The sequence below is a fragment of the Mucilaginibacter ginsenosidivorans genome (assembly GCF_007971025.1).
In the GTDB taxonomy this organism is placed as follows: domain Bacteria; phylum Bacteroidota; class Bacteroidia; order Sphingobacteriales; family Sphingobacteriaceae; genus Mucilaginibacter; species Mucilaginibacter ginsenosidivorans.
In genome coordinates this window covers 5,083,548-5,108,594 of sequence record NZ_CP042436.1, presented here as the reverse complement: position 1 = coordinate 5,108,594, position 25,047 = coordinate 5,083,548, and the positions used below count along the sequence as shown (strand labels likewise).

General features: G+C 44.9%; 37 protein-coding genes. 28 read left to right on the top strand and 9 right to left on the bottom strand.

Features of this window, described 5'->3' with window-relative positions:
- Positions 1-260 precede the first annotated feature (260 nt).
- On the top strand, positions 261-950 hold the full coding sequence (locus FRZ54_RS23355; protein ID WP_147034209.1) for a carboxypeptidase-like regulatory domain-containing protein: 690 nt from the start codon (positions 261-263) through the stop codon (positions 948-950).
- 136 nt (positions 951-1,086) lie between these two features.
- Complete coding sequence (locus FRZ54_RS24860) at positions 1,087-1,209, top strand: hypothetical protein (protein WP_262712278.1); 123 nt, start codon at positions 1,087-1,089, stop codon at positions 1,207-1,209.
- An 84-nt stretch (positions 1,210-1,293) separates the two neighbouring features.
- Here FRZ54_RS24860 and FRZ54_RS23350 read toward each other — a convergent pair whose 3' ends face one another.
- Positions 1,294-1,821, bottom strand: a complete 528-nt coding sequence (locus FRZ54_RS23350; RefSeq protein ID WP_147034208.1) for a hypothetical protein — start codon at positions 1,819-1,821, stop codon at positions 1,294-1,296.
- Positions 1,822-1,986: 165 nt separating this feature from the next.
- On the opposite strand from FRZ54_RS23350, the gene FRZ54_RS23345 reads away from it, so the two are divergent.
- The 5 genes from FRZ54_RS23345 (at position 1,987) to rpsJ (ending at position 6,086) form a co-directional block, all read left to right on the top strand.
- A complete protein-coding gene (locus FRZ54_RS23345) occupies positions 1,987-2,223 on the top strand; it encodes a hypothetical protein (protein ID WP_147034207.1) in 237 nt (78 codons plus the stop codon).
- A gap of 273 nt (positions 2,224-2,496) precedes the next feature.
- On the top strand, positions 2,497-2,910 hold the full coding sequence (rpsL, locus tag FRZ54_RS23340; RefSeq protein ID WP_107826625.1) for a 30S ribosomal protein S12: 414 nt from the start codon (positions 2,497-2,499) through the stop codon (positions 2,908-2,910).
- A gap of 18 nt (positions 2,911-2,928) precedes the next feature.
- A complete protein-coding gene (gene rpsG / locus FRZ54_RS23335) occupies positions 2,929-3,396 on the top strand; it encodes a 30S ribosomal protein S7 (RefSeq protein WP_147034206.1) in 468 nt (155 codons plus the stop codon).
- Between the two features lie 104 nt (positions 3,397-3,500).
- Positions 3,501-5,618: an elongation factor G gene (fusA, locus tag FRZ54_RS23330; RefSeq protein ID WP_147034205.1), complete on the top strand. Its 2,118-nt coding sequence runs from the start codon at positions 3,501-3,503 to the stop codon at positions 5,616-5,618.
- A 162-nt stretch (positions 5,619-5,780) separates the two neighbouring features.
- Positions 5,781-6,086, top strand: a complete 306-nt coding sequence (rpsJ, locus tag FRZ54_RS23325; protein WP_078347761.1) for a 30S ribosomal protein S10 — start codon at positions 5,781-5,783, stop codon at positions 6,084-6,086.
- Between the two features lie 149 nt (positions 6,087-6,235).
- Here rpsJ and FRZ54_RS23320 read toward each other — a convergent pair whose 3' ends face one another.
- Positions 6,236-6,541, bottom strand: coding sequence for a GIY-YIG nuclease family protein (locus FRZ54_RS23320; protein ID WP_228462577.1), 306 nt, complete (start codon positions 6,539-6,541; stop codon positions 6,236-6,238).
- Positions 6,542-7,114: 573 nt separating this feature from the next.
- On the opposite strand from FRZ54_RS23320, the gene FRZ54_RS23315 reads away from it, so the two are divergent.
- Positions 7,115-9,493: an ABC transporter permease gene (locus tag FRZ54_RS23315; protein WP_147034204.1), complete on the top strand. Its 2,379-nt coding sequence runs from the start codon at positions 7,115-7,117 to the stop codon at positions 9,491-9,493.
- 60 nt (positions 9,494-9,553) lie between these two features.
- Here FRZ54_RS23315 and FRZ54_RS23310 read toward each other — a convergent pair whose 3' ends face one another.
- Entirely contained in the window at positions 9,554-10,276 is a 723-nt protein-coding gene (locus FRZ54_RS23310; RefSeq protein ID WP_147034203.1) for a hypothetical protein, read from the bottom strand.
- Positions 10,277-10,461: 185 nt separating this feature from the next.
- On the opposite strand from FRZ54_RS23310, the gene FRZ54_RS23305 reads away from it, so the two are divergent.
- Positions 10,462-11,721, top strand: coding sequence for a prephenate dehydrogenase (locus FRZ54_RS23305; RefSeq protein WP_147034202.1), 1,260 nt, complete (start codon positions 10,462-10,464; stop codon positions 11,719-11,721).
- Positions 11,722-11,746: 25 nt separating this feature from the next.
- Positions 11,747-12,964 carry a hypothetical protein gene (locus FRZ54_RS23300; protein WP_147034201.1) on the top strand — a complete coding sequence of 406 codons (1,218 nt, stop codon included), beginning with the start codon at positions 11,747-11,749 and terminating at the stop codon, positions 12,962-12,964.
- A 4-nt stretch (positions 12,965-12,968) separates the two neighbouring features.
- Here FRZ54_RS23300 and FRZ54_RS23295 read toward each other — a convergent pair whose 3' ends face one another.
- Genes FRZ54_RS23295 through FRZ54_RS23280 form a run of 4 tightly spaced genes read right to left on the bottom strand, consistent with a single transcriptional unit; the run spans position 12,969 to position 15,452 of the window.
- Entirely contained in the window at positions 12,969-14,372 is a 1,404-nt protein-coding gene (locus FRZ54_RS23295; protein WP_147034200.1) for a C45 family autoproteolytic acyltransferase/hydolase, read from the bottom strand.
- A gap of 28 nt (positions 14,373-14,400) precedes the next feature.
- Entirely contained in the window at positions 14,401-14,841 is a 441-nt protein-coding gene (locus tag FRZ54_RS23290; RefSeq protein ID WP_147034199.1) for a DUF5655 domain-containing protein, read from the bottom strand.
- Between the two features lie 39 nt (positions 14,842-14,880).
- Positions 14,881-15,261, bottom strand: a complete 381-nt coding sequence (locus tag FRZ54_RS23285) for a type II toxin-antitoxin system VapC family toxin (RefSeq protein WP_147034198.1) — start codon at positions 15,259-15,261, stop codon at positions 14,881-14,883.
- Positions 15,249-15,452: a hypothetical protein gene (locus FRZ54_RS23280; protein WP_147034197.1), complete on the bottom strand. Its 204-nt coding sequence runs from the start codon at positions 15,450-15,452 to the stop codon at positions 15,249-15,251. The genes FRZ54_RS23285 and FRZ54_RS23280 overlap by 13 nt, the downstream gene beginning before the upstream one ends.
- Positions 15,453-15,596: 144 nt before the next feature.
- On the opposite strand from FRZ54_RS23280, the gene FRZ54_RS23275 reads away from it, so the two are divergent.
- Positions 15,597-15,776, top strand: coding sequence for a hypothetical protein (locus FRZ54_RS23275; protein ID WP_147034196.1), 180 nt, complete (start codon positions 15,597-15,599; stop codon positions 15,774-15,776).
- A 4-nt stretch (positions 15,777-15,780) separates the two neighbouring features.
- Here the strand turns inward: FRZ54_RS23275 and FRZ54_RS25005 are convergent, their stop codons facing one another.
- Together FRZ54_RS25005 and FRZ54_RS23265 are read right to left on the bottom strand one after the other, a co-directional pair.
- Positions 15,781-15,999, bottom strand: a complete 219-nt coding sequence (locus FRZ54_RS25005) for a DUF6140 family protein (protein ID WP_147034195.1) — start codon at positions 15,997-15,999, stop codon at positions 15,781-15,783.
- A 15-nt stretch (positions 16,000-16,014) separates the two neighbouring features.
- Positions 16,015-16,404 carry a hypothetical protein gene (locus FRZ54_RS23265; protein WP_147034194.1) on the bottom strand — a complete coding sequence of 130 codons (390 nt, stop codon included), beginning with the start codon at positions 16,402-16,404 and terminating at the stop codon, positions 16,015-16,017.
- 630 nt (positions 16,405-17,034) lie between these two features.
- On the opposite strand from FRZ54_RS23265, the gene rplC reads away from it, so the two are divergent.
- The 17 genes from rplC to rplR all read left to right on the top strand — a co-directional run bounded on the left by rplC (position 17,035) and on the right by rplR (position 25,042).
- Positions 17,035-17,652: a 50S ribosomal protein L3 gene (rplC, locus tag FRZ54_RS23260; RefSeq protein WP_147034193.1), complete on the top strand. Its 618-nt coding sequence runs from the start codon at positions 17,035-17,037 to the stop codon at positions 17,650-17,652.
- Position 17,653: 1 nt separating this feature from the next.
- Positions 17,654-18,283 carry a 50S ribosomal protein L4 gene (gene rplD, locus FRZ54_RS23255; protein WP_147034192.1) on the top strand — a complete coding sequence of 210 codons (630 nt, stop codon included), beginning with the start codon at positions 17,654-17,656 and terminating at the stop codon, positions 18,281-18,283.
- A 1-nt stretch (position 18,284) separates the two neighbouring features.
- Positions 18,285-18,575 carry a 50S ribosomal protein L23 gene (rplW, locus tag FRZ54_RS23250; RefSeq protein WP_147034191.1) on the top strand — a complete coding sequence of 97 codons (291 nt, stop codon included), beginning with the start codon at positions 18,285-18,287 and terminating at the stop codon, positions 18,573-18,575.
- Positions 18,576-18,580: 5 nt separating this feature from the next.
- Positions 18,581-19,408 carry a 50S ribosomal protein L2 gene (gene rplB, locus FRZ54_RS23245; RefSeq protein ID WP_147034190.1) on the top strand — a complete coding sequence of 276 codons (828 nt, stop codon included), beginning with the start codon at positions 18,581-18,583 and terminating at the stop codon, positions 19,406-19,408.
- Positions 19,408-19,674, top strand: a complete 267-nt coding sequence (gene rpsS / locus FRZ54_RS23240) for a 30S ribosomal protein S19 (protein WP_147034189.1) — start codon at positions 19,408-19,410, stop codon at positions 19,672-19,674. The genes rplB and rpsS overlap by 1 nt, the downstream gene beginning before the upstream one ends.
- A gap of 6 nt (positions 19,675-19,680) precedes the next feature.
- Positions 19,681-20,109: a 50S ribosomal protein L22 gene (gene rplV / locus FRZ54_RS23235; RefSeq protein WP_147034188.1), complete on the top strand. Its 429-nt coding sequence runs from the start codon at positions 19,681-19,683 to the stop codon at positions 20,107-20,109.
- Between the two features lie 6 nt (positions 20,110-20,115).
- Positions 20,116-20,991 carry a 30S ribosomal protein S3 gene (gene rpsC / locus FRZ54_RS23230; RefSeq protein ID WP_147034187.1) on the top strand — a complete coding sequence of 292 codons (876 nt, stop codon included), beginning with the start codon at positions 20,116-20,118 and terminating at the stop codon, positions 20,989-20,991.
- A 55-nt stretch (positions 20,992-21,046) separates the two neighbouring features.
- Complete coding sequence (rplP, locus tag FRZ54_RS23225) at positions 21,047-21,469, top strand: 50S ribosomal protein L16 (RefSeq protein WP_147034186.1); 423 nt, start codon at positions 21,047-21,049, stop codon at positions 21,467-21,469.
- An 83-nt stretch (positions 21,470-21,552) separates the two neighbouring features.
- Positions 21,553-21,762, top strand: a complete 210-nt coding sequence (rpmC, locus tag FRZ54_RS23220) for a 50S ribosomal protein L29 (protein WP_147034185.1) — start codon at positions 21,553-21,555, stop codon at positions 21,760-21,762.
- Between the two features lie 15 nt (positions 21,763-21,777).
- Positions 21,778-22,032, top strand: coding sequence for a 30S ribosomal protein S17 (rpsQ, locus tag FRZ54_RS23215; protein WP_100342673.1), 255 nt, complete (start codon positions 21,778-21,780; stop codon positions 22,030-22,032).
- A 2-nt stretch (positions 22,033-22,034) separates the two neighbouring features.
- Complete coding sequence (rplN, locus tag FRZ54_RS23210; protein WP_066006038.1) at positions 22,035-22,403, top strand: 50S ribosomal protein L14; 369 nt, start codon at positions 22,035-22,037, stop codon at positions 22,401-22,403.
- Between the two features lies 1 nt (position 22,404).
- Complete coding sequence (rplX, locus tag FRZ54_RS23205) at positions 22,405-22,749, top strand: 50S ribosomal protein L24 (RefSeq protein ID WP_147034184.1); 345 nt, start codon at positions 22,405-22,407, stop codon at positions 22,747-22,749.
- Entirely contained in the window at positions 22,749-23,318 is a 570-nt protein-coding gene (gene rplE / locus FRZ54_RS23200) for a 50S ribosomal protein L5 (protein WP_147034183.1), read from the top strand. The genes rplX and rplE overlap by 1 nt, the downstream gene beginning before the upstream one ends.
- The gene (gene rpsN, locus FRZ54_RS23195; RefSeq protein ID WP_147034182.1) at positions 23,318-23,587 is read left to right on the top strand and encodes a 30S ribosomal protein S14; all 270 of its coding nucleotides are present in this window, start codon (positions 23,318-23,320) and stop codon (positions 23,585-23,587) included. Before rplE ends, rpsN begins: the two co-directional genes overlap by 1 nt.
- A gap of 119 nt (positions 23,588-23,706) precedes the next feature.
- Positions 23,707-24,105: a 30S ribosomal protein S8 gene (gene rpsH, locus FRZ54_RS23190; RefSeq protein ID WP_147034181.1), complete on the top strand. Its 399-nt coding sequence runs from the start codon at positions 23,707-23,709 to the stop codon at positions 24,103-24,105.
- Between the two features lie 23 nt (positions 24,106-24,128).
- Positions 24,129-24,686, top strand: a complete 558-nt coding sequence (gene rplF / locus FRZ54_RS23185) for a 50S ribosomal protein L6 (RefSeq protein ID WP_147034180.1) — start codon at positions 24,129-24,131, stop codon at positions 24,684-24,686.
- Between the two features lie 5 nt (positions 24,687-24,691).
- On the top strand, positions 24,692-25,042 hold the full coding sequence (gene rplR / locus FRZ54_RS23180; RefSeq protein WP_147034179.1) for a 50S ribosomal protein L18: 351 nt from the start codon (positions 24,692-24,694) through the stop codon (positions 25,040-25,042).
- Positions 25,043-25,047: the final 5 nt, after the last annotated feature.

The window sequence follows — 25,047 nt, the reverse complement described above, 5'->3', positions numbered from 1 at the left end:
AGACCCTATGGGTCATTTATCACCTGCCCTATTGCCGGTAGTCCCGATATGGCATAAAGCCTCAGTCATTATTTTATACAAAGCGGTAGAGCCTATAGCTCAAAACATGCGGGCTGAAAGGAAGAAAGATTGGAATAGGTTTGTATGGACCAGGTTTTTATTCATGCCGGCGTCAATTAAATGTTAAATTCGAAACCACGGGGCTAAAAAGTAAGTTTTAGTTATAAATAGCTTATATTTATGCTACCTATCTTTCTTCTATGAATATAAAGAGCTTCGGTATTATTTTTTTGCTGTTCATCAGCAGCGGGCTTTACGCGCAAACTTTGGTGAAGGGGGTAGTAGTTGAATACCGGGACGGCACTAAACTCGAAAATGTATTCGTGCGTGACCTGTCGAACAAACAGGCAACGCTTACCGACAAATCGGGCAGGTTTGAGATCCATACCGAAACAGGGCACCTTTTAATATTCTCGTCACCGGGATATATTGCCGATACGTTGTATGTGGTCGATCTATCCCAAAAGCATGTTGAACTAAAAACCCAGCCGATACAATTGCGTGAAGTTAATATCACTGCCACCCGGACACCTTCGTTTAACCCGCAAAAGGAATACCCCCAGGTTTATGAGAAAGCTAAAGTGTACCCGTTGTCGCCTTCCACATGGTTTGGCCGCGAAGCCCGTAACGCCCGCCGCCTGAAAAGGTATTTTAAGAACGAACAGGAGGAAAGGGTTGTGGATAAGGTATTTACGCGAAACTATGTAGGCAGCATTGTGCCACTGAAGGGGCAGGACCTGGAAGACTTTATGACGCTTTACCGGCCAACATACGCTTTTATTACCGGCAACAACAGCGAATCGCTGGCGGTTTACATTAACGATTCTTATAAAAAATACATGGCCCTGCCTGAGGATAAGCGCCATATCCAGCCTTTGGTTGAGAATTAATTTGTTGGTCGTTGGCCATTAGTGAATACACTTTTGGGCCTCTTTCTTTTGGTGTTCCGACTTATGCGGACTTTCGGACTACCCTATCAAACAAACAACTTCCTTTACTGCTTGTAGTTATATAAAATCTATAACTATGAAGAAGAAATTGATAAGTATGGTAGCACTTGCAGCTATGTGTGCCATTATGTTTACGAGCTGTGCGCCACGACATGGCCTGCCGCCACCACCACCAAAACCGCCTGCGCCATCGCGGTAATTATAATTTGTGGTTTACACCGATTTTAATTAATGATTACACCGATCTTACAGTGGTTATGCTGAATGGGTCGGTGTAATTATTTTAATTCTTTAAATACTCGGCAGGTATCGGGTTCCCTTTGCGTTCCGCATCATAGAACCAGCCCAATATCCAAAACCGGGCGCCATCAAAATAAAGCTCGATGCTGTTGATTCCCCGCTCGGTTACGGGCCCTTCTGCCGTGGCGCGCGACTCATACGTACTGAACACATGGTAAATGGCGCCGAAATGATCCACTTTTCGCGAGATCTCGCGCTCATAAAAACCCTCTTTTTCCAGGTATGGGTCGGACAAACGGTGAAATTCCTTCAGGCTCATATACCGAAACGACAGTTTGCCGCTTTTACCGACGCTTGTCATACCGACGTTAACATTGGGCCAATGCAGCAGGCTGTCCCGCTCGTAGCTGGCCTTTTCGCCTTTTTTTACGGTTACCACATCGTAATAGGCTTTCATGATACCGTCGAGCGTGCTTACGTTGTCGCCGAATTTGGTTGTCACCTGGGCAGATGATTGTTGTGTGATGAATATACAGGAGATGAACGTGAGCAGTAAGGTGAGCTTTCTCATTTTGGATGGTGGTTTTTATCAAAATTACCGAACTATGGTGTATTATATGTGTGTTTAAATCACTTTTTTGGCCTCACCCCAAGTCCTACGGTTGAGACGAGCTTTGTAACGCAGGGCTGCGGGCAACACAATTTATTTTCGGCAGAAAAACGTTAACTTTGAATAATGACCACATTAATTATTAAATCGGATTCTGATAAAAAAACAGACTTGCTCATCAGGTTTGCAGAAGAGCTTTGTTTGCAAACGGTAACCCAGGACTTTAAAGAACTGAATTCATCGGCTATGGCAAAAGGCATTGGCCGTAAGGCTACCGATGCAGAATTGATAGATTACCTGTTGCATGAACAAAATGCAGAATCCATCGATATAGAAACTGCTTTTTCCAGGTACTACATGTAAACCAGGGATCACTTTACCCCGCCCCATCTGGATAATTTGCGTTAACGATTGCAGCGGATACCGGCTATGTGATTAAGGCCTGCGCAGTATAAGCGGAAAGCGTGACCCTGAGGGACGAAGGGAACGCCCGTATCGGCAACCCAACAGCAACTTTTACAGCCTTTTACCTGTACAGAAAACTTTTTGAACCAAGCACTTGAAAATCAAAAAATAAGTCCGTACTTTTGCAGTCCTTAAAATAAGGATAAAACTGTAAAAGAAAAAAAAGCAAGAATGCCTACTATTCAGCAATTAGTTAGAAAAGGTAGAGTAGCTCTGGTTGACAAGAGTAAGTCGCCAGCGTTGGACAGCTGTCCACAGCGAAGAGGAGTGTGCACGAGAGTGTATACCACTACCCCTAAGAAACCAAACTCAGCAATGCGTAAAGTTGCCCGTGTGCGCCTTACAAACGGAAAAGAAGTGAATGCCTACATCCCAGGTGAAGGCCACAACTTACAGGAACACTCTATCGTGTTGATCCGTGGCGGACGTGTGAAAGACTTACCGGGTGTACGTTACCACATCATTCGTGGTGCACTGGATACCTCGGGTGTTAACGGCCGTAACCAGCGCAGAAGTAAATATGGTACTAAACGTCCAAAACCAGGCCAGGCAGCAGCCGCACCTGCAAAAGGTAAAAAGAAATAATTAAGGAGGATAGTAACAATGAGAAAGTCGAAACCAAAAAAGAGAATTATCCTTCCTGATCCAAAGTTCAATGATACTTTGGTAACAAGGTTTGTAAATAACATGATGTATGACGGAAAGAAATCGACCGCATACTCGATATTTTACGATGCTGTTGAAATAGTTGAAAAGAAAACCAGCGAAAACGGCCTGGATACCTGGAAAAAAGCGCTGAACAATGTAATGCCTGCTGTTGAAGTAAAAAGTCGCCGTGTAGGTGGTGCAAACTTCCAGGTGCCTACAGAAGTTCGCCCTGAACGTAAAGTTGCTTTGGGTATGAAATGGCTGATCACTTATGCCCGTCGCCGTGGCGAAAAAACCATGCACGAGAAACTGGCAGGCGAGATCATCTCTGCTTCAAAAGGTGAAGGTGCAGCAGTGAAAAAGAAGGAAGATACGCACAAGATGGCTGAAGCCAACAAGGCGTTTTCACACTTCCGCTTCTAACATTTGATTACACTGATTTAATAATACGATTACACCGATTTTGTTAAAATTACAAATCGGTGTAATCACAAATAATAATCGGTGGTATCCAAAAAATAAAAAATATGTCAAGAGACTTAAAATATACAAGAAATATCGGTATTGCCGCGCACATTGATGCCGGTAAAACCACTACTACCGAGCGTATCCTTTACTATTCGGGCGTTAGCCACAAGATAGGCGAGGTGCACGAGGGTGCAGCTACCATGGACTGGATGGCGCAGGAGCAGGAGCGTGGTATTACCATTACTTCGGCTGCTACCACAGTTAACTGGAAATACCGTGGCCATAACTACCACATCAACATTATTGATACCCCGGGGCACGTGGACTTTACCGTTGAGGTAAACCGTTCGCTGCGTGTACTGGATGGTTTGGTGTTCCTGTTCTCGGCTGTTGACGGCGTTGAGCCGCAGTCGGAAACCAACTGGCGTTTGGCTAACAACTACAACGTACCGCGTATCGGTTTCGTTAACAAAATGGACCGGTCAGGTGCCGATTTCTTAAACGTGGTAAAACAGGTTAAAGAGATGCTGGGCAGTACCGCCATTCCGCTGCAGTTGCCTATCGGCGCCGAAGATAACTTCAAAGGCGTGGTCGACCTGATCAACTTCCGTGGTGTGGTTTGGAACGAGCATGATAAAGGTATGACCTTTACCGAGGTGCCTATCCCGGATGATATGGTAGAAGAAGCTACCGAGTGGAGAGAAAAATTACTGGAAGCTGTAGCTGAGTTTGATGACGGACTGATGGAGAAATTCTTCGAAGATCCGACGACTATCACCGAGCGCGAAGTGCTTGACGCTTTACGCCAGGCTACTTTGGCCGGCAAGATAGTTCCGATGACCTGCGGTTCATCATTTAAGAACAAGGGTGTACAAACCATGCTTGATTATGTGATGGAACTGATGCCTTCACCTTTGGATTCAAAAGGTGTTATCGGTCATAACCCGGATACTGAAGAAGAAATATTGGTTAAACCGGATGTAAAAGAACCGTTTGCAGCATTGGCGTTCAAGATAGCTACCGACCCGTTTGTGGGCCGTTTGTGCTTTATCCGTGTTTACTCGGGTAACCTGGATGCCGGTTCGTATGTTTACAATACCCGTTCTGAAAACAAGGAACGTATATCGCGTATATTCCAGATGCACGCTAACAAGCAAAACCCTATCCCTAACGTGGGGGCAGGTGATATTGCAGCAGTAGTAGGCTTTAAGGATATTAAGACCGGTGATACTTTGTGCGATGAAAAACGTCACATCATACTGGAGTCGATGAACTTCCCTGACCCGGTTATTGGTTTGGCAATTGAGCCAAAAACACAGGCCGACGTTGACAAGTTAGGTATCGCCTTAGGTAAACTGGCCGAAGAGGATCCAACGTTCCGTGTACAAACCGACCAGGATACAGGTCAGACTGTGATCTCGGGTATGGGCGAGCTTCACCTGGATATTATCATGGACCGTTTACGCCGCGAATTTAAAGTGGAAGTAAACCAGGGCGCGCCACAGGTAGCTTACAAAGAAGCTATCACCGGTACAACCCAGCATCGTGAAACTTACAAGAAACAAACCGGTGGTCGTGGTAAATTTGCCGACATCCAGGTGGTTATTTCTCCGACGGACGACAACAAAGAAGGTTTACAGTTTGTGAACGAGATTGTTGGTGGTTCTATCCCGCGCGAGTTTATCCCATCTGTTGAGAAGGGCTTTAAAGCCGCTATGGACAATGGTGTACTGGCAGGCTATCCGTTAACCAGCTTAAAAGTAAGGTTGATCGATGGTTCGTTCCACGCGGTCGATTCGGATGCATTATCTTTTGAAATTGCAGCCCGTTCGGCTTACCGCGAGGCATTGCCAAAATGTAAACCAGTACTGCTGGAACCGATCATGAAGATCGAGATATTGACCCCTGAAGAAAACATGGGTGATGTTATCGGTGACATGAACCGTCGTCGTGGCCAGCTGCAGGGTATGGATACCCGTGCCGGTTCGCAGGTGATCAAAGCTATGGTGCCGCTTTCTGAAATGTTTGGTTATGTAACCCAGTTGCGTACCATCACTTCTGGCCGTGCAACTTCAACCATGGAGTTTGACCATTACGCTGAAGCACCGCGTAACGTACAGGAAGAAGTTATAGCTAAAAACAAGGGCCGCAAAAAAGGTACTGTAGACGTAGAGTAATAAAATATGATAACACCGATCAGTTTGTGATTCCACAGATCATCGGTGTAATCTAATAAATAATCAACAGGATCATTTCCTAATAAATAGCTCTTAGGGTGGTCTATTAACAAATCGGCGAAATCATCATTAAATCGGTGAAATCCCACAACAAAAACAAAAATGAGCCAAAGGATCAGAATTAAATTAAAATCCTACGATTACAACCTGGTTGATAAATCAGCCGAGAAGATCGTAAAGACAGTAAAGCCTACGGGCGCTGTAGTTAGCGGACCGCTTCCGCTGCCAACTGAAAAGAAAGTGTTTACTGTACTGCGTTCGCCGCACGTAAACAAAAAGGCACGCGAGCAGTTCCAGCTTTGCTCTTACAAGAGGTTGCTGGATATCTACAGCTCCAACTCAAAAACTGTTGACGCTTTGATGAAGCTTGAATTGCCAAGCGGCGTTGAAGTTGAGATCAAGGTGTGAGTTTATAGAACCAGGAGTCAAAAGACAAGATTCAAGACGATCATCATATTAAGCCATCCGGAAACGGGTGGCTTTTTTGTTTTGAACGATAACCCACCACGTCATTGCGAGGAACGAAGCAATCTCCCTTTAAGCAAATCAAGCAGAACTCATTCTTTTATAATGTCATCATATAGATCCTTCCAGTCGGGATTTAATGAGATAGCCAGGCTCTCTTTCTTTTTCCGATTACTGCCCTTTAATGTTTTTTCTGCTGCTATGGCTTCTTCGATCCTGGGATAAAACTGATAGTATATAAGTTTATTGCAATTGTATTTCGCTGTAAAACTGCCAGGGTATGTTTTATTCTTATGGTCCCAGGCACGCGCTATGAGATTGGACGTAACGCCGACATAAAGTACATTATGATATGGGTTGGTCATGATGTAAACGCAGCCGCCCTGTTGGAATACCATATGGCAAATTACTCAAAAAAAGATTGTGGTCCTTTGACCGGCAAAATTTGGCTGCCACAACTGTAGGGACCGTGTCTTACAATGACCGGCCGGGAATGTTGGCTAGCCGGGAGATTGCTTCGTCGCTACGCTTCCCGCCTGCCTGCCGGACAGGCTGGCAATGACGGGCGGAGAGTGTTGGCTAGCCGGGAGATTGCTTCGTCGCTACGCTTCCCGCCTGCCTGCCGGACAGGCTGGCAATGACAGGCGGGGAATGCCGCTTAGCCGGGAGATTGCTTCGTCGCTACGTTTCTCGCAATGACGGGCGGGGGTGTTGGTCGGGCGAGACATTGCTTTGTTGCTTTTAATAATATACAGGAATATCGGTTAGCTGGGGGATTGCTTCGTCGCTTCGCTTCCCGCCTGCCTGCCGGACAGGCTGGCAATGACGGGCGGAGAGTGTTGGCTAGCCGGGAGATTGATTCGCCGTTCCTTTCGCCAATAACCGTGGAAAATGTAAAATAAAAAGTATTTCCTGCAACGTTGACCAGCCCGGGGGCGTCTTTTAGAATATAATCATCAAAGTTTTGGGATATGATCAAGAACTACTTCAAAATAGCCTGGCGCAACCTGCTTAAAAGCAAGGTGTATTCGTCTATCAATGTTTTAGGTTTGGCTTGCGGCATGGCAGTAGCTATGCTCATCGGGTTTTGGATGTACGACGAACTGACGTTCAACCATTATCACGCCGATCATGAAAAGATAGCGCAGGTGATGGTCACCCAAACTTTTAATCACGAGACGGGTACAGGAAATGCTATGGCTATCCCGCTTGGCGCCGAATTGAAAAACAAGTATACATCGGATTTTAAATATGTAACGCTTACTTCCTGGAATTTTGGTTTTGTGCTGGGTGTAGGCGAAAAGAAACTGACCAGGACGGGAATGTGGGTGCAGCCGGATTTTCCAAAGATGATGGGGTTGCACATGATCGATGGCAACATCAATGCGCTTACCGACCCTTCATCGATGATGCTGAGCCAGAATGTTGCAAAGGCGATTTTCGGCGATGCCAACCCCATGGGCAAAACCGTGCGCGTTAACAATAAATTCGATTTCAAGGTAGCCGGTATTTACGAGGATATTGCCAAAAATTCGACTTTCAATGACACGTACATCCTGATGTCGTGGGATAAATATATGACCACCGAGAACTGGTTCAAACGGGCCGCTACCCAGTGGGACAACCACAGCTTCCAGATATTTGTGGAGATGAACGATCATGTGGACATGGCAAAAACTTCGGCCAAGATCGAACTGATAACCCAAAAATATGTGAAAAGGTCAGAAGGGAACGAACACCTGCTGCTGCACCCGATGGATAAGTGGAGATTGTACAGCGATTTTGAGAACGGCAAAATAAAGGGCGGGCGCATACAATATATCTGGCTTTTTGGTATCATCGGCGTGTTTGTACTAATGCTGGCCTGTATCAACTTTATGAACCTGAGTACGGCCCGATCGGAAAAAAGGGCCAAAGAAGTGGGTATACGCAAGGCGATAGGTTCGATGCGGAAGCAATTGATCGCGCAGTTTTTAAGCGAATCGGTCCTGATGGCCGGGTTGGCTTTGGTGCTGGCTATAGTGGTGACGCTGCTGTCGCTGCCGGTATTCAATTCGATAGCCGATAAATCGATGTCGATACCGTGGGCCAACCCGGTGTTCTGGCTGATCGTTATCTTATTTACTTTATTTACAGGTATCGTTTCGGGAAGCTATCCTGCATTTTACCTTTCAGGATTTAACCCTGTGAAGGTACTTAAAGGAACCTTTAAGGCAGGTAAGCTGGCCGCGTTACCGCGGCAAATACTGGTAGTGTTGCAGTTTTCCATATCGGTAACTATTATAATCGGCACCATCATCGTATTTAAGCAGATACAGTATGCCAAAAACCGCCCGGTAGGCTATACCCGCCAGGGATTGATTACTGTACCGATGAACACGCCTGACCTGTTCGGCCATTTCGATGCCATCCGGAACGACCTGCTCAACACAGGTGTGGTTGAAAATATGGCCGAATCATCAAGCCCTACTACGGCGGTTTACAGCAACAGCATAGGCTACAGTTGGGAGGGGAAAGACCCGGCGACAAACCCGCTTTTTGGCACTATTGCCGTAACGCATGATTTTGGCAAAACCATAGGTTGGCACATACGCCAGGGCCGCGATTTTTCAAGGGATTTTAAAAGCGATACTGCCGGCATGATATTAAACCAGAGTGCGCTGCAATTGATCGGCTTTAAGGACCCTGTAGGCAAGATCATTCATTTCAATGACAGGAATTACACGGTAGTGGGAGTTATTGACAATATGGTGATGCAGTCGCCTTATATGCCGGTGCAGCCGACCATTTTTATGATGGATTATGGTTGGGCCAACATGATCACGATCAAGATCAAACACGATGCGAAGCTAACCGATGCCTTAACTAAAATAGGAGGGGTATTCAAGAAATATAACCCCGGCAGCCCATTCGATTACCAATTTACAGATGAGGAGTACGCCAAAAAGTTTTCGGACGAGGAGCGTATTGGCAAACTGGCATCGGTACTGGCTTTTATCGCCATATTTATTTCGTCGCTCGGGTTGTTCGGACTGGCATCGTTCGTAGCGGAACAGCGTACCAAAGAGATCGGGGTAAGAAAGGTACTTGGCGCTTCGGTATTTAACCTGTGGGGCATGCTATCGAAGGATTTTGTGGTGCTGGTAACCATATCGTGCCTTATAGCCACGCCTGTTTCGTGGTTTTTCCTGGCGGGATGGCTGAAGAACTATAAATACCACACCGATATTTCGCTATGGATATTTTTGGTGGCCTGCCTGGGCGCAATGGTAATTACGTTGCTTACAGTAAGCTACCAGAGTGTAAAAGCAGCGTTGGCCAACCCGGTGAAGAGCCTTCGCTCGGAGTAAGGGACTGATACCGACCCGCTTACGCGGGAGAGCGGAGGTCAGGTTTCTGTTTAGAGTGGGCTATCCCCGTCCCAGCAACTCGTCAAGCTTATTGCGCTCGGTTTGCAGTTCGCGGGCCAGTTTGAGTTCCTTTTCGTGGGCCTTGGCTTTAAAGGTTTTATATTCTTCGTCAATTTCCTCGTAAAGTTCGGTGCGGTATTTGGCTTCGTGTTTGTGTTTGGCCGTGGTGGCTATAACAATTACCAGGGCGACCGCCAGTACGCCAACAGCACCAAACATTACCACGTTATAGGTGGATTTTGGCATCAGCATTCCAAATACACTGATGGCATCGGCTTTTGCGTTTGATTCGGTAAGCGACTGTTGTTTGCCCGTCAGATCGGTCTTGAGGCTGTCGACCGATTTTACCTGCGTACTAAGTTTGGCCTGGGCCGCTTTCAATTGACTGCGGCTTTGGTTCAGCGTGTCCATCGCGTTTTTCCATAAGGCCGCCAGCAGGGGCTGCTGGTAGTGATATACTTTGGTAAGCAGGTATTGGTATTGGCCGTTAAGGCTTTTGTCGTTCAGTTGAGCAGGGTCCATCTGCGCTTTTTGTGCCGAATCGGCGGCCGCGGACAGTTTGGGTAGTAACGGGCGGTGGTAAACAGGCTTTAAGCCCGTAGGTTTTACGGTGATTTTCGGAGGCGCGCTTTTTTTAGTCGTATCCTGTAAATGTGCCTGTGCGGTGAATGCGCTGAAGCATAATATCAAAACAAAAAAATAATTAAATAAGCGCCTTATCATCAGTATAAATTTTAAGTTTCGTAAGTTAATTATTAATTAATGGCCCATGCAAATTTTTTTCTAATGTCTTTATACTTCTCTTTTGAGATAAAAGATATACTAATTTAAATAAAAATCGATTGCAATGCTAAAACCAATGTTAAGCTTAAATTATAAAATACGCTCGTCATCGGTATATTAGCGCAATGAATATCGGGATCATAGGTTTAGGCGACATGGGGAAATTGTACGCCAAAGCTTTTGCCAAAGCCGGCTATACCGTTTGCGGATGCGACCTGCCGGAAAACATGCACCGGCTGGCGGAAGAAATGGAGCCCTTCGGTATAAAAATTATAGAACATGGCAGCGATGTGGCACGTTCGTGCGACCTGGTCGTTTATTCGGTAGAGGCCGACAGGCTGGCTGATGTGGTTGCAGCTTATGGACCATCTACCAAATATGGCGCTATAGTAGCGGGGCAAACATCTGTCAAACACCCCGAAATAGCCATTTTTGAGAAGCACCTGCCGGCAGATGCGCAGATCATCACTTTTCATGCCATGCATGGACCTGGTTTCGAGCCGAAGGGTCAGAAACTTATATTGATAAAGCACAGGGCGGGCGAAGCGGCTTATAAGAGGATGATGGAACTGTTTACTGCCGTGGAAACCGATATAGTTGAAATTGCCGACTATCACGAACACGACAAAATAGTAGCCGATACGCAGGCCGTAACGCATGTGGGGTTCGAAAGTATGGGAACCGCGTGGAAGGAAGCCGGCTTTTTCCCCTGGGATAATGGTTCGTACATTGGCGGGATAGATAATGTGAAAATACTGACCACCCTGCGGATATTCAGTTATAAGGCACACGTTTACGCTGGCCTGGCTATCCTTAATCCCTATGCCCGGCAGCAGGTGAAGCGCTATGCTATTTCTGAATCAGAGCTTTTTAAGCTGATGATAAAGGAGGAGGAAAAGGCATTCCGCGACAGGCTTTACCGGGCGCGCGATTTTGTGTTTCACGAAAGCCGCAAGCCCATTATGCTGAATGATAAAGTGATGCGCGAGTTTTCGCTGGGGCAAAATGCTGAAACGCGCAAGCCTAACTCGCACCTGAGCATATTGAGCATGGTTGATGCCTGGTACCATTTGGGCGTAAACCCTTATGATAACCTGATATGCCAGACACCGCCGTTCCGTTTGCGGTTGGGCATTGCCGAATACTTGTTTAAAAACGAAGAACTTTTAGAGGAGTCGATAGAAACGGCCCTGTATGATAAAACCATCCGCGGCGACGACCTGGAGTTTCATTCGGCGGTCCGGGAATGGTCGGCTATTATAGGTTACGGCGATATGGAGGGCTACAAAAAACATTTTAACGATGTGCAGGCCTTTTTTAAGGACCGGCTGGAGGACGGGAAAAAGCAAAGCGCCGAGTTGATAAGAAGGTTGATGATGGAATAAACTAATTAGCGACTAACCTTATCACATGAAGAGTTTTGTTGTAAAATTCAGACTAATATTTGTTCCCTATCTAATTGTCTCAACAGGAACAATAGTTATTTACAGCTTTTTGCGATGGTTGCTGTTTATAAAAAGCAACGCGATCGTTGTTGATGAGGATATCCTTAATTTTTGGGCGCCTTGTTTTCTTGTGTGGATACCAATCTATATATGGCTTGGACCGCGAATCAAAATATTGGATCTAACGGCCCGGGGAGTTCGATCAGATCCGTTTGCTGGCTTTATGCTTTTAGGGTCAATGGCCGTTCTTGCTCCTACTGTTTTAGCCCAAACTTATCTTGAAACAGCAACCGGGAAATTAACCAAACTCGATCGTATCAGCCAAATTGATAGCGTAGCGCAAACTAAATTCTACTCAGTTAAAACCTTTTATGCGGATAAGAAACTTGCACGATTCAAACCTTATATAGCAATAACAAACAAGTCTTCGAACTTTGATATGAGTCTGTACCTGGTAGTGCCTGTATATAATTCAAACCATGTAATTAAAAAATATAGTTATAGGATCGGAAAAAAGGGGGATACCGCCACCATGAACAATGCCCTACTGGTTATCAATGGGCATCCCAGCTTAAATGACACCCTTAGCTGGATCAATCCTCGTTCAATAAAGCACATACGTATGATATATGGTGAAACCGCAAAACGGCTTTTTGGAGAAAGAGCTGCAAAGGGTGCAGTCCTCGTTGAGACAGTTCCATATACAGGGCCAGATACATTGCAAACAATTATTAACGATAATGGGAGCTATAAACCGTATAGCTGGTTTGCTATACGGTATTTTAAAACGGTTAAGAATAATCTTTCATCAGAAGGGAAAGATAAGGCATATCAGCAGTTTGTAAAAGAAAGCCAGGCCGACTTTAATGACAAACCGTTAGATAAGTTCACCTATCTGGACCGTGTTCCTTACGGAAATGATATAAAAAAATACATTGCTGCTATCAACGCAGAAATTTATTCCCCAGTGTCGACGCCAAAGAATATACTGGTACCGATTTACGAATCTTTTGATAAACGAAATGGAAGTAATTTGCCCTGGATATTCGGTTCATTTGGCATCGGCTCCGCAGTATTGTTACTTTTGCTTTTATGGAAGCCGCTCAGGCCAGATCTCGAATATATGACTGATTCCCTTGACAAGACTCAACAAATCATCGACGAGATAACAGCTAAGCGTTAACCATCTACTTCGCACTAAACAACGTCCACGGGTAAGCCTTCATATCGCGCAGGTATTTGCTTTGCCATTTGTATTCGGGGTGTTTGGCAAAGTAGGGGGCCGCTAAAAAGTCGGCGCCGCCGGGGTGACCCATATGCGCCCAAAACTGCATCTTTTTGGCAAGGTCGCTGGTGGTTACTTTGCCCTGTACGGCGCCCATGGGATAGTACGGACCCTCGTTCCATTCGGGTACGCCCATCGGGTCTTCCTCTACGTGCCCGTCTATAACACAACGGTTCATGATCTGTTTATTATCGTAGGCGCTGTAAGTGTCGCCTTCTATCAGTTTCCCTGTCGAGTCCGTCAGTTTTCCTTTATAATCTACAGCCACCAGTTTTTCCATACGCAGTTTGCGGGCATTGGGCGAACTTGCCTTATTATTCACATCAAACGTGGTTTCCTCTTTGATCAGTTTGGGGTCGCTCGGGAAATTTGAACCGATAATGGCGGTATCCTTTGAACGCCATACACGGTAATCTTTCAACCCCAGTTCCAGCTTTGCCACTTCATTGGTTTTTGTGTCGCCTATCAGCCAGTCGTTAGCATAGCCTCCGTTATTTCCGGCGGTCATCATTTTTATCACATCATCTATGCTGTTGGCATATTGTACCGTGTGGCGCGCCCGCACAAATTCGGGTGTCTTGGTCGAGTCGAAGCCCTTAAATTGTGTTATGGTAGTTTCGGTAACCATAATACCGCTGCTGCTGATGGTAAAATCGTCGCCGCTATGGATAAATCCGGGTGCGCAGTCCATCAGGATATGGTTGCCTTTTGCCGGTTTTATGTCCGCGATAACATTCCACCGCTCCCCGATGATATAATCCGTCCAGTTGTTATGACCGATAACGATCTTGCCGTCTTTGGTATAACTGCCGGTAGCAATAAATGCGCTGCAATTGCCTGGAGCGCGGTTGTCGCCGCTGCCGGGTTTGGCCTTATTCATTTGCAGCGGTTCGTAGTACGATGTCAGTTCGATATTGCCATTCAGCACCACCAGGTCCAGCGAATCATATTTCATGCCTTTTGCACGCAACCCTGCGGCCATACCTACCAGTTCCTTCTGGTATTCGGTATCTATCTTGTTCCACCAGTTAAACCTGGCTGCTGCTGCCCGGAAATATTGCCAGCTGCGGTTAGTGGTATGGGGCAGGTAAAACTGGAACGCCTTTATTAAGGTGTCAATTTCTTTAGCCACCAGGTAACCGTGCTGGTAACCGATATCGTGCGGCGAACCTTCGAGGTGGATGTATATCCAGCCATTCTTGTCCTCGCGGCTCGAGTTGGCTAAAGGATCATGGGGTTTTTTTGTGCAACTGAAGAATAATGACAGGATGAGGAGCAGGGCTAAAGCGCGGGCGGCTGTTTTCATTTTTGCTAATGGATTGAGACGGATGAATTTAAGTATTTTTCTTTAAAATAATATGCGCCCTATTACCTACTTCGTACGCCATCCTCATATAATATATTAATTCGGCAGAAATATCTTCGGCATCATATAAACGTGCATGATGTACAAAAAACCGGTTGGCCAGGTTATCGATCTTGTAAAAACATAGCGTATGTTCAAAAGGCGCCGTCAGCACCAGGTGTATACCGATGTAATCGGGGCCGATCTTATTAACGGAGCAGAAACGCATTTTGGTTAATAAAGCCACACGCGTTTTAACAGGGTGCAGCTGGAACGGGCCGATCTTTTGGTACTCGGCCAGGAAGGTATGAAACAGTTCAACGCTTTGCGCCGGTTTGTCCTTCAGAAAATCATCAACGGTATAACTGCCGCAGGAGTGCGACTGATTTTTGTTGAAGAACGGATGTCCGCATTTTGGGCAGGTCCACATGTCGTATCCTGGTTGAATATAACCTTGTGATATTATATTTCATAATAACCACGGGTTCGTGGTTTTTAATGAGTTCAAATTCTTAAAGTCGTGCGTATTCCTCGTAACAAGTGTATAATTCAATGCAATTGAGGTTGCAGCGATAATTGCGTCAGGCGTTTTGATCTTGCTTTTCTTCCTGATCTCTATAGTATTCCTAACTATTTCATCATTTAGAGGTATCACTAAGGAGTCCTCAATAAACCCGTTAAGCAGGGTTTCAATTTCTGCAGGATTATTAAATCCCAAAACCTCAATTTGTGTTATGACTGAAACTACTGGGGTGTCATTTACAATATTATTCATAAATGCCATTCCGCTATCCGGCATTTGTCCGCTCAGGTAATCAATTACAGCATTGCTATCTATCACATATCCCATTCGCCGCGGCTTTGTTTAATGTGATCATGCAATTTTTTCGCGGCATCAGCAGGCAATTTACCTGCATATTTCTCAGATAGCTTTTCGGTTTTGTTTTCTTTTTTTAGAACCTTTATTAGGTGCAGCTTTTCCAGTTCATTTAGTAAACTGTATGCATTTTGATTAGTTACCTGAATGAGTAAAGTGTCCATTGTATTCCTTAAATAAATCAAATATAATCAAATCCTATACAATATAACAGGCACAAGTTAATCCACCGCACAACCAGCCCTTAAACTTGCGCCAGATTTTGGGAAGCACTCTGAAATTATTGTACGATATCTCGAATTATTGCTATGACAACATTAAGAATGAGTCCCAATATAATACCGACAATGATTCCAATCCAAACCTCTGGAACATCCTTGTTGTTCCCGGCAATAATCGCTCCTAGAATGGCCAGTACTGTTGGTAATACCCATCTATTTGATGGTTTTGTGCTTGCTGGCATTGCCGTAAATATTATTCCTCTGTAAGTTTCTAGCTTATTTTATGAACATCAAGATACACAGAAGATAAACCACAATTTTTCTTCAAGTCTATACCATATTTCCTTATGAAAGCATCTTGTACTTCATGGCCGCCGTTTGTGGTTAAAGGATTAGAATATGAAGAAGCGACTTCTACAGACATGCCTTGTTCGAGCTTAATGCCGTTTGCGTAATGTTTCTGTTTGACTACAATTCTAAATAAGGACATAATATTGTTGTTGCGTTAATTAGTTCTGTAATTAGAAATTTCGTATTGGTAGCCAGTTACATTGATCTGAAATTTTCCTTCGGCAGGAAAACTATGTCCATCAACTCCGTTATAACTCGTAAAGCCCTCGCCTCCTTGGTTGCCGTCGATATAACTGTTAAACTCATCCCTAGAAAAAACTAATTTGCTATCATAATAAAAATTGAGATGTTTTTTAGAGCGATCTACTACTAATTTGCCAAATGCACTGCTCACAACATCAAATTTCATATGATTGGGTGGTATAAATGTCTTTTTGTAAAGAGTACAGTTACCGGAATATATATCTACTTTTTGAGCAAAATTCGTTCTATTGCTATGCGAGCTTGCTATTAAAGCGAATATTGAGGCTAATAAATATTTCATTTGTAAAGGTTTGGTTATCTGGTTGACTCAAAGCTAAAAAAACGATTTCTCATAATCAAGAAATATGACTACTCGAAGAAGTACTTAAGCAGCTATAACCTCGCTGTCCGAAGTTTGTAACTTCGGACGACTATGGCGGTAGTCTGAGACTACAAGCATAATGGTTCGAAGTCGTGAGACTTCGAACAGCACAGTGATATAATAATGTAGCCTGCCTCCCACTCAATCAACCACTCACTTCATCAACCAATCCCACTCAAATCCCAGCCTGGTTTAAGGTTTTCCGCAGGGCGACTTAAATCTATGCATTAAAAGAAGGACTCCGTCCGGCAATAGTGACACGGATATTAAAGTTAAGAAGGGCTCTGATCCGAACGGAGTTCTCAATTTACTTCTATAATTTAAGAGCGCTGCGCTAAACTCTTAAACCAGGTTAGGGATCGTGCCAGTTAAACATCAACTTCGTCAACTAATCCTCCTCAAATCTCCTACTCAAAAAAATCTTAAAAAATTTTAGCGCAACTATTTGAGAGTTAATCTAAAGTTTCTATCTTTGCCGTCCCTTTCGGGGGGATTAAAATGTCTTGAGCGAGGCCCTACTGCTTCGATGGACACAAAGAAAATATTAAAATGTCAGGAATTATTGGTAAAAAAGTAGGTATGACCAGCATTTTCGACGAGTCAGGGAAGAACATTCCTTGTACAGTAATCGAAGCTGGCCCCTGTGTAGTAACTCAGGTTCGTTCTGTTGAAACAGACGGCTACGCCGCAGTTCAGCTGGCGTATGGTGAGAAAAAAGAAAAAAACACCCCTGCTCCTCTAAAAGGTCATTTCCAGAAAGCCGGCACTACTCCAAAACGCAGGCTGGTTGAATTCAAAACTTTCGAAGATCAAAAAAGCTTAGGTGACACTGTTACCGTGGATATTTTTGCCGCCGGAGATTTTGTGGATGTGGCCGGTACCTCAAAGGGTAAAGGTTTCCAGGGTGTGGTTAAGCGCCACGGGTTTGGCGGTGTGGGTATGCAAACACACGGGCAGCACAACCGTTTGCGTGCACCGGGTTCATTGGGCGCGTCGTCATGGCCGTCACGTGTATTCAAAGGCATGCGTATGGCTGGTCAAACCGGTAATGTTCGCGTAAAAGTTCAGAACCTCGAGGTTTTGAAGGTTTATCCTGAGCAAAACCTGCTGGTAGTTAAAGGTTCCGTACCGGGAGCTAAGGGTTCATTCGTAATCGTGGATAAATAAAATGGAAGTTAAAGTATTAAATATCTCGGGTAAAGAGACAGGTGCCAAGGTGCAGCTTTCTGATGCCATATTCGGTATCGAGCCTAACGACCACGCTATTTATCTTGACGTGAAGCAATTCCTTGCTAACCAGCGCCAGGGAACGCACAAAGCAAAACAGCGTAATGAAATTGCAGGTTCGACCCGCAAATTATATAAACAAAAAGGTACAGGTGGCGCCCGTGCCGGTAGCGTAAAATCACCATTGTTCAATGGTGGTGGCCGTATCTTCGGTCCGCAGCCGCGCGACTACAGCTTTAAGCTGAACAAAAAGCTTAAATCATTGGCCCGCAAATCGGCCCTGTCATACAAAGCAAAAGATAACAGCATTGTAGTATTGGAAGATTTCAGTTTCGACTCTATCAAAACCAAAAACTACGTAAAGCTGGTAGCCGACCTGAAAGTTACCGACGTGAAAACGTTATTGGTACTGGGCGCTGCAAATGAGAACGTTTATTTATCAAGCCGCAACCTGAAAAAGAGCAAGGTGATAACTGCCGATCAATTGAACACTTATGATGTGTTGAATGCAGGCACGCTTTTACTGACTACGGGTGCTGTTAAAACTTTGGAGGAAGCATTAGCTAAGTAATATGGAAATTTTAAAGAAACCCTTACTTACTGAAAAGGCAACCCAGCTTACTGAAAAGCTGAACCGTTACACCTTTAAGGTTGACCACAGGGCCAACAAGCTACAGATAAAGGGCGCGATAGAAAAAATGTACGGTGTTAACATAGTAGCGGTAAACACCAGCAAATACGTTGGAAAACTGAAAAGTCGCAACACGAAAGCGGGTATTGTGAGCGGTCGCGCTGCAACCTACAAAAAAGCGATAGTGACGTTGAAAGACGGTGAAGTTATAGACTTTTACAGCAATATATAACAGAGATGGCAGTTAAAAGATTTAAACCGGTTACCCCGGGTACCCGTTTCAGGGTAGACACCAGTACTTCGGATATTACAACGAACGTTCCTGAAAAGTCGTTGGTTGTAGCATCTAATAACAGGTCGGGCGGACGTAACAACAGCGGTAAAATGACTATGCGCTACATAGGCGGTGGTCATAAGAAAGCATACAGGCTGATCGATTTCAAACGCAATAAGTTTGATATCCCGGCTACAGTAGCGACTATTGAATATGACCCTAACCGTTCGGCACGTATTGCTTTGCTGCACTTTGCTGATGGCGAAAAAAGGTATATGATAGCCCCTGAAGGATTAAAAGTTGGACAGACCGTAGTATCGGGCGAAACAGCTGCACCTGAAGTTGGCAACACATTGCCTTTGAAAAATATCCCGCTGGGTTCTATCATTCATAATATCGAACTGAACCCGGGCCAGGGCGGTACCATAGCACGCAGTGCAGGTACTTACGCACAGCTTTCGGCACGCGACGGCAAATATGCCATCATCAAATTGCCTTCAGGCGAAACCCGTATGATATTATCGACTTGCCTGGCAACTATCGGTACCGTATCCAACGGTGAAAAAGCTAACGCTGTATTGGGTAAAGCAGGTCGCAAACGCTGGCTGGGCCGTCGCCCAAGAGTTCGTGGTGTAGCCATGAACCCGGTAGATCACCCTATGGGTGGTGGCGAAGGAAGGGCATCAGGTGGCCATCCGCGTTCACGCAAAGGTTTATTAGCCAAAGGCTTTAAAACCCGTGATAAAAAGAAAACATCTGATCGTTACATCATTGAAAGAAGGAAGAAATAATGGCTCGTTCAATTAAAAAAGGACCTTATATAGATCATAACCTTGAAAAAAAGGTAGTGACACTAAATGATTCGAATAAAAAATCAGTAGTAAAAACATGGTCACGTCGTTCCATGATCTCTCCTGATTTCGTTGGTCATACATTCGCGGTACACAACGGTAACAAGTTTATCCCTGTGTATGTAACAGAAAACATGGTTGGACACAAGCTGGGAGAGTTTGCCCCAACCCGTACATTCCGTGGTCACGCAGAAAAGAAAAAATAACAGGCAATGGAAGCAACAACAAAAATTAAAAAGTCTGTACTGATTAAACAGCGCAAAGACGCCGCCAAAGAAATTAAAGGCGGAGCTTCTGTTGCTAAGTTACAGAACTGCCCTACATCGCCACGCAAAATGCGTTTGGTGGTAGACCTGATCCGCGGCGAGAACGTTGAAAAGGCGCTTTACATATTGAAATATACCAATAAGGAAGCAGCTATACGCGTTGAGAAATTACTGCTGTCGGCTATTAAGAACTGGGAAGCGAAAAACGAAGGCGCGCGTGTTGAGGACAGCGGTTTATATGTGAAGGAAGTATCGGTAGGCGGCGGCCGCCAGTTGAAAAGACTGCGCCCGGCACCACAGGGCCGCGGATACCGTATCCGTAAACGCTCAAACCATGTAACTCTTATTGTGGACAGTAAAAACGATAACAATTAATTTAAGATGGGACAAAAAGCACATCCAATAGGTAACAGGTTAGGTATCATCCGTGGTTGGGATTCTAACTGGTTCGGTGGCAACAACTACTCCGATAAATTAGTTGAAGACGAGAAGATCCGCAAATACATTGCTGCCCGTATAGCTAAAGGTGGTATATCCAAAGTAGTTATCGAGCGCACCCTGAAACGCATTACCGTAACTATCCACACTGCCCGTCCGGGTATTGTGATAGGTAAAGGCGGCCAGGAAGTTGACAAGATCAAAGAAGAGTTGAAAAAACTGACCAAAAAGGACGTTCAGATCAACATTTTCGAAATAAAACGCCCTGAGCTTGATGCTCAGTTGGTTGCAGAAGGCATAGCAAAACAGCTTGAGGCACGTATCTCTTTCCGTCGCGCTATGAAAACCACCATCGCATCGACCATGAGAATGGGTGCCGAAGGTATCAAGGTAATGACATCGGGCCGTTTAGGCGGTGCTGAAATGGCACGTACCGAGCAGTATAAAGAAGGAAGGATCCCTCTGCATACTTTCCGCGCCGATATCGATTACGCTTTGGCCGAAGCTTTAACTACTTATGGTAAAATAGGTGTTAAAGTATGGATTTGCAAAGGCGAGGTTTACGGCAAACGCGACCTGTCGCCAAATATTGGTGCAGCAAGCGGTGCAAGCGGTAAAGGCGGACGCCCTGAAGGTTCGGCATCATTTGGCGGACGCAACGAAAGAGGCGGTGAGCGCGGTGGCGAACGCAGGAGCAATGACCGTCGTGGCGGAAACGACCGCGGTGGCGACCGTAACAGAGGTGGCGGTGGTAACCGTCCGGGCGGACAGAACCGCGGAGGTGGCAATCGCCCAGGCGGACAAAGCGGAAGAAGATAATAATAGAATAAATCAAGTCGAGACAGACATCGTTTAGATATAAAAGCTTAAAAAAATGCTACAGCCAAAAAGAACGAAGTTCAGAAAAATGCAAAAAGGCAGAATGAAGGGGATGGCCACTCGTGGCGCTGAACTGGCATTCGGTTCTTTCGGTATAAAATCACTCGAGCCGGCCTGGATCACCAGCCGCCAGATCGAGGCTGCACGTATCGCTGTAACACGTTTTATGAAACGTGAAGGCCAGGTATGGATCAGGATATTCCCTGACAAGCCTGTAACCAAGAAACCGGCGGAAGTACGTATGGGTAAAGGTAAAGGTGCTCCGGAATACTGGGTAGCGGTAGTTCGCCCCGGCAGGATCATCTTCGAAGCAGAAGGTGTACCACTGGAAGTTGCTAAAGAGGCGTTGCGCCTTGCAGCACAGAAGTTACCGGTACAAACCAGGTTTGTAACACGTAGAGATTACGTAGAGGCGTAAACAAGTTAGCAGTTTTGAGTTTGCAGTTATCGGTTTGATAAAGCGGGCTTGGGACTAAAAACTCAAAATAACTAATAAAGAAAATGAAGAACTCAGAAGTTTTAGAGCTATCAACTGAAGAATTGACCGCAAGAATAAGCGAGGAAAGGAACAACCTTACCAAGCTTAAGTTTGCTCATACAGTTTCGGCTATTGAGAATCCGACCCGTATTACGAAAGTGCGTAAGGATATTGCTCGTTTAAATACTGAATTAACAAAGCGCAAAGCGGCGTCAGCTTCCGAAAATAAATAATTTTTTAAGCTCGAAATGGAAAGAAATTTAAGAAAAACGCGTACCGGCCTGGTAGTAAGCAATAAGATGGAAAAATCTATTGTAGTTGCCGTTGAGCGTAAAGTAAAGCACCCGATCTATGGTAAGTTCGTGAAAAAGACTACCAAATTTATGGCTCATGACGAAGCTAATACCTGCGGTATTGGCGATACCGTATTGATTATGGAAACGCGCCCATTGAGCAAAAACAAAAACTGGAGATTAGTTCAAATATTAGAAAGGGCTAAATAACGATGGTACAACAGGAATCAAGATTAAACGTAGCCGATAACAGTGGCGCTAAAGAAGTTTTAGTGATCCGCGTTTTGGGCGGTACCGGTAAAAGATATGCTTCTATTGGCGATAAGATAGTAGTTACCGTTAAAAGTGCTTTGCCATCGGGCAACATCAAAAAGGGTACTGTATCAAAGGCAGTAGTAGTAAGGACCAAGAAGGAAATACGCCGGAAAGATGGTTCTTATATCCGTTTCGACGACAACGCAGCAGTTTTGTTAAATAATCAGGACGAGCCGAGAGGCACCCGTATATTTGGCCCGGTTGCGAGGGAATTGCGCGAAAAGCAATTCATGAAAATTGTATCATTAGCACCGGAGGTATTGTAAAATGACAAAGAAACAAGAAGTAAAACCTGCCAAATTAAAGATCCGCAAGGGCGACCTGGTAGCGGTAATTGCAGGTGATTCAAAAGGATCGCAAGGTAAAGTCCTTGAGGTAATTATAGATAAAAACCGCGCTATAGTGGAAGGTGCAAACATGGTATCGAAACATACCAAACCAAATGCAACCAGCCCTAACGGCGGTATAGTAAAAAAGGAAGCTGCTATCCATATTTCGAACCTGGCGCTGGTTGACCCTAAATCGGGCAAACCTACCCGCGTGGGCCGTATTAAAAATAAAGCAGGCAAACTGGTAAGGGTGGCTAAAAAATCAGGGGAGGAAATTAAGTAATGGCAACTGCAAAAACATACGTTCCGAGATTAAAATCGAAATATAAGGAAGAGATACGCACCAACCTGAAAGATAAATTTCAGTACAAAAGCGTAATGCAGGTTCCTAAGCTGGAAAAAATTGCTATCAACCAGGGTGTTGGCGGTGCAACTACCGACAAAAAACTGATCGAGCAAACCATCAATGAACTGAGCACGATTACCGGTCAGCAGGCTGTTTCGTCAAAATCGAAAAAGGATATCTCGAACTTTAAATTACGTAAAGGTATGCCGGTTGGCGTACGTGTAACTTTACGCGATAACAATATGTACGAGTTTCTTGACCGTTTGATAGCTGTTGCATTGCCACGTATCCGTGATTTCAAGGGTATCAACGATAAAGGTTTCGACGGTCGCGGCAATTATACGCTGGGCATCACCGAGCAGATCATTTTCCCTGAGATCAACATTGACAAGATCAATAAGATACAGGGTATGGACATCACCTTTGTAACCTCGGCCAATAACGACGTGGAAGCATTGGAACTGCTGAAAGAATTTGGATTACCATTTAAAAATCAAAATAAATAATGGCTAAAGAAGGTGTAAAGGCACGTGAGATCAAACGCGCCAAATTAGTAGCTAAATACGCTGAAAAAAGAGCAGCTTTGAAAGCAGCCGGCGAATGGGAAGCATTAGACAAATTGCCTAAAGCATCGTCGCCGGTAAAACTGCACAACCGTTGCAAACTTACAGGCCGCCCGCGTGGTTACATGCGCCAGTTTGGTATTTCGCGCGTAACATTCCGCGAAATGGCCCTGGAAGGCAAGATACCGGGAGTGAAGAAAGCAAGCTGGTAATTGGTGAGTGGTGAATAGTCAATGGTGAATAACCTTATTGACCATTCACTATTGACCATTGACAAAATGAATATGAACCGATAGAAGGTCTACGGAAACCACTATCATAAAACAATAAAATGAATACAGATCCAATCGCAGATTATCTTACAAGAGTAAGGAATGCTATTAAAGCCAACCATAGGGTTGTTGAAATTCCTGCATCAAATCTGAAGAAGGAAATCACGAAAGTGCTTTTCGACAAAGGTTACATCGCTAACTTTAAGTTTGAAGAAGTTGGTCCGCAAGGCATCATCAAAGTTGCTTTGAAGTACCACCCGATAACTAAAGTTCCTGCTATCCGCAGCATATCGCGCATCAGTAAACCAGGTTTGAGAAAATACGCAGGCATGGGCAATATGCCAAGAGTATTAAATGGTTTAGGTATCGCTATCCTATCAACCTCAAAAGGTGTAATGACCGACAAAGAGGCACGCCAGCAAAATATTGGCGGCGAGGTATTGTGCTACGTTTATTAATCAAATCAGGAGGAAATTAAGCAATGTCAAGAATAGGAAAAGCACCTATAGCAATACCTTCGGGAGTTACCATTACTGTTAGCGATGCTAACGTAGTTACGGTAAAAGGCCCTAAAGGCGAATTGCACCAGGCAGTTGATAGCGATATCACTGTTGCACAGGAAGACGGGAACCTGCTGGTTCAGCGTCCGACCGACCAGAAACGCCACAAGGCATTACACGGTTTATATCGTGCACTGCTTAACAACATGGTTGTTGGCGTAACATCAGGTTACAAAATGGAGCAGGAATTAGTTGGTGTGGGTTACCGCGCTACTAACCAGGGCAACACTTTGGACCTTGTATTGGGCTACTCTCACCATTATGTGTTTGAACTGCCTAAAGAAATTAAAGTTACCACTACTGCTGAAAAAGGTAAAAACCCAACCATCATCCTAGAGTCGATAGACAAACAGCTGATCGGCCAGGTTGCTGCCAAAATACGCTCGCTGCGCGCACCAGAGCCTTACAAGGGTAAAGGTATCAAGTTTGTTGGCGAACAATTGAGAAGAAAAGCAGGTAAATCAGCATCTAAAAAATAATCGTCATGACAGGTAAATTATCAAGAAGAGACAGAATCAAAAAGGGGATCAGGAAACGGGTTTCAGGATCTTCCGAGCGTCCGCGCTTGTCAGTATACAGGAGCAACAAAGGTATTTATGCCCAGGTGATTGACGATGTGACCGGAAAAACTTTAGCATCTGCATCATCTTTATCAAAAGATTTCAGCGCAAAAGGCAATAAGTCAGAACAATCAGCTGCCGTAGGCAAACTGGTTGCTGCCAAAGCCGTTGCGGCAGGAATTAAAGATGTAGTGTTCGACAGGAACGGTTACTTATATCACGGCCGTGTGAAATCACTGGCTGAAGGTGCACGTGAAGGCGGTTTAAACTTTTAACAGGA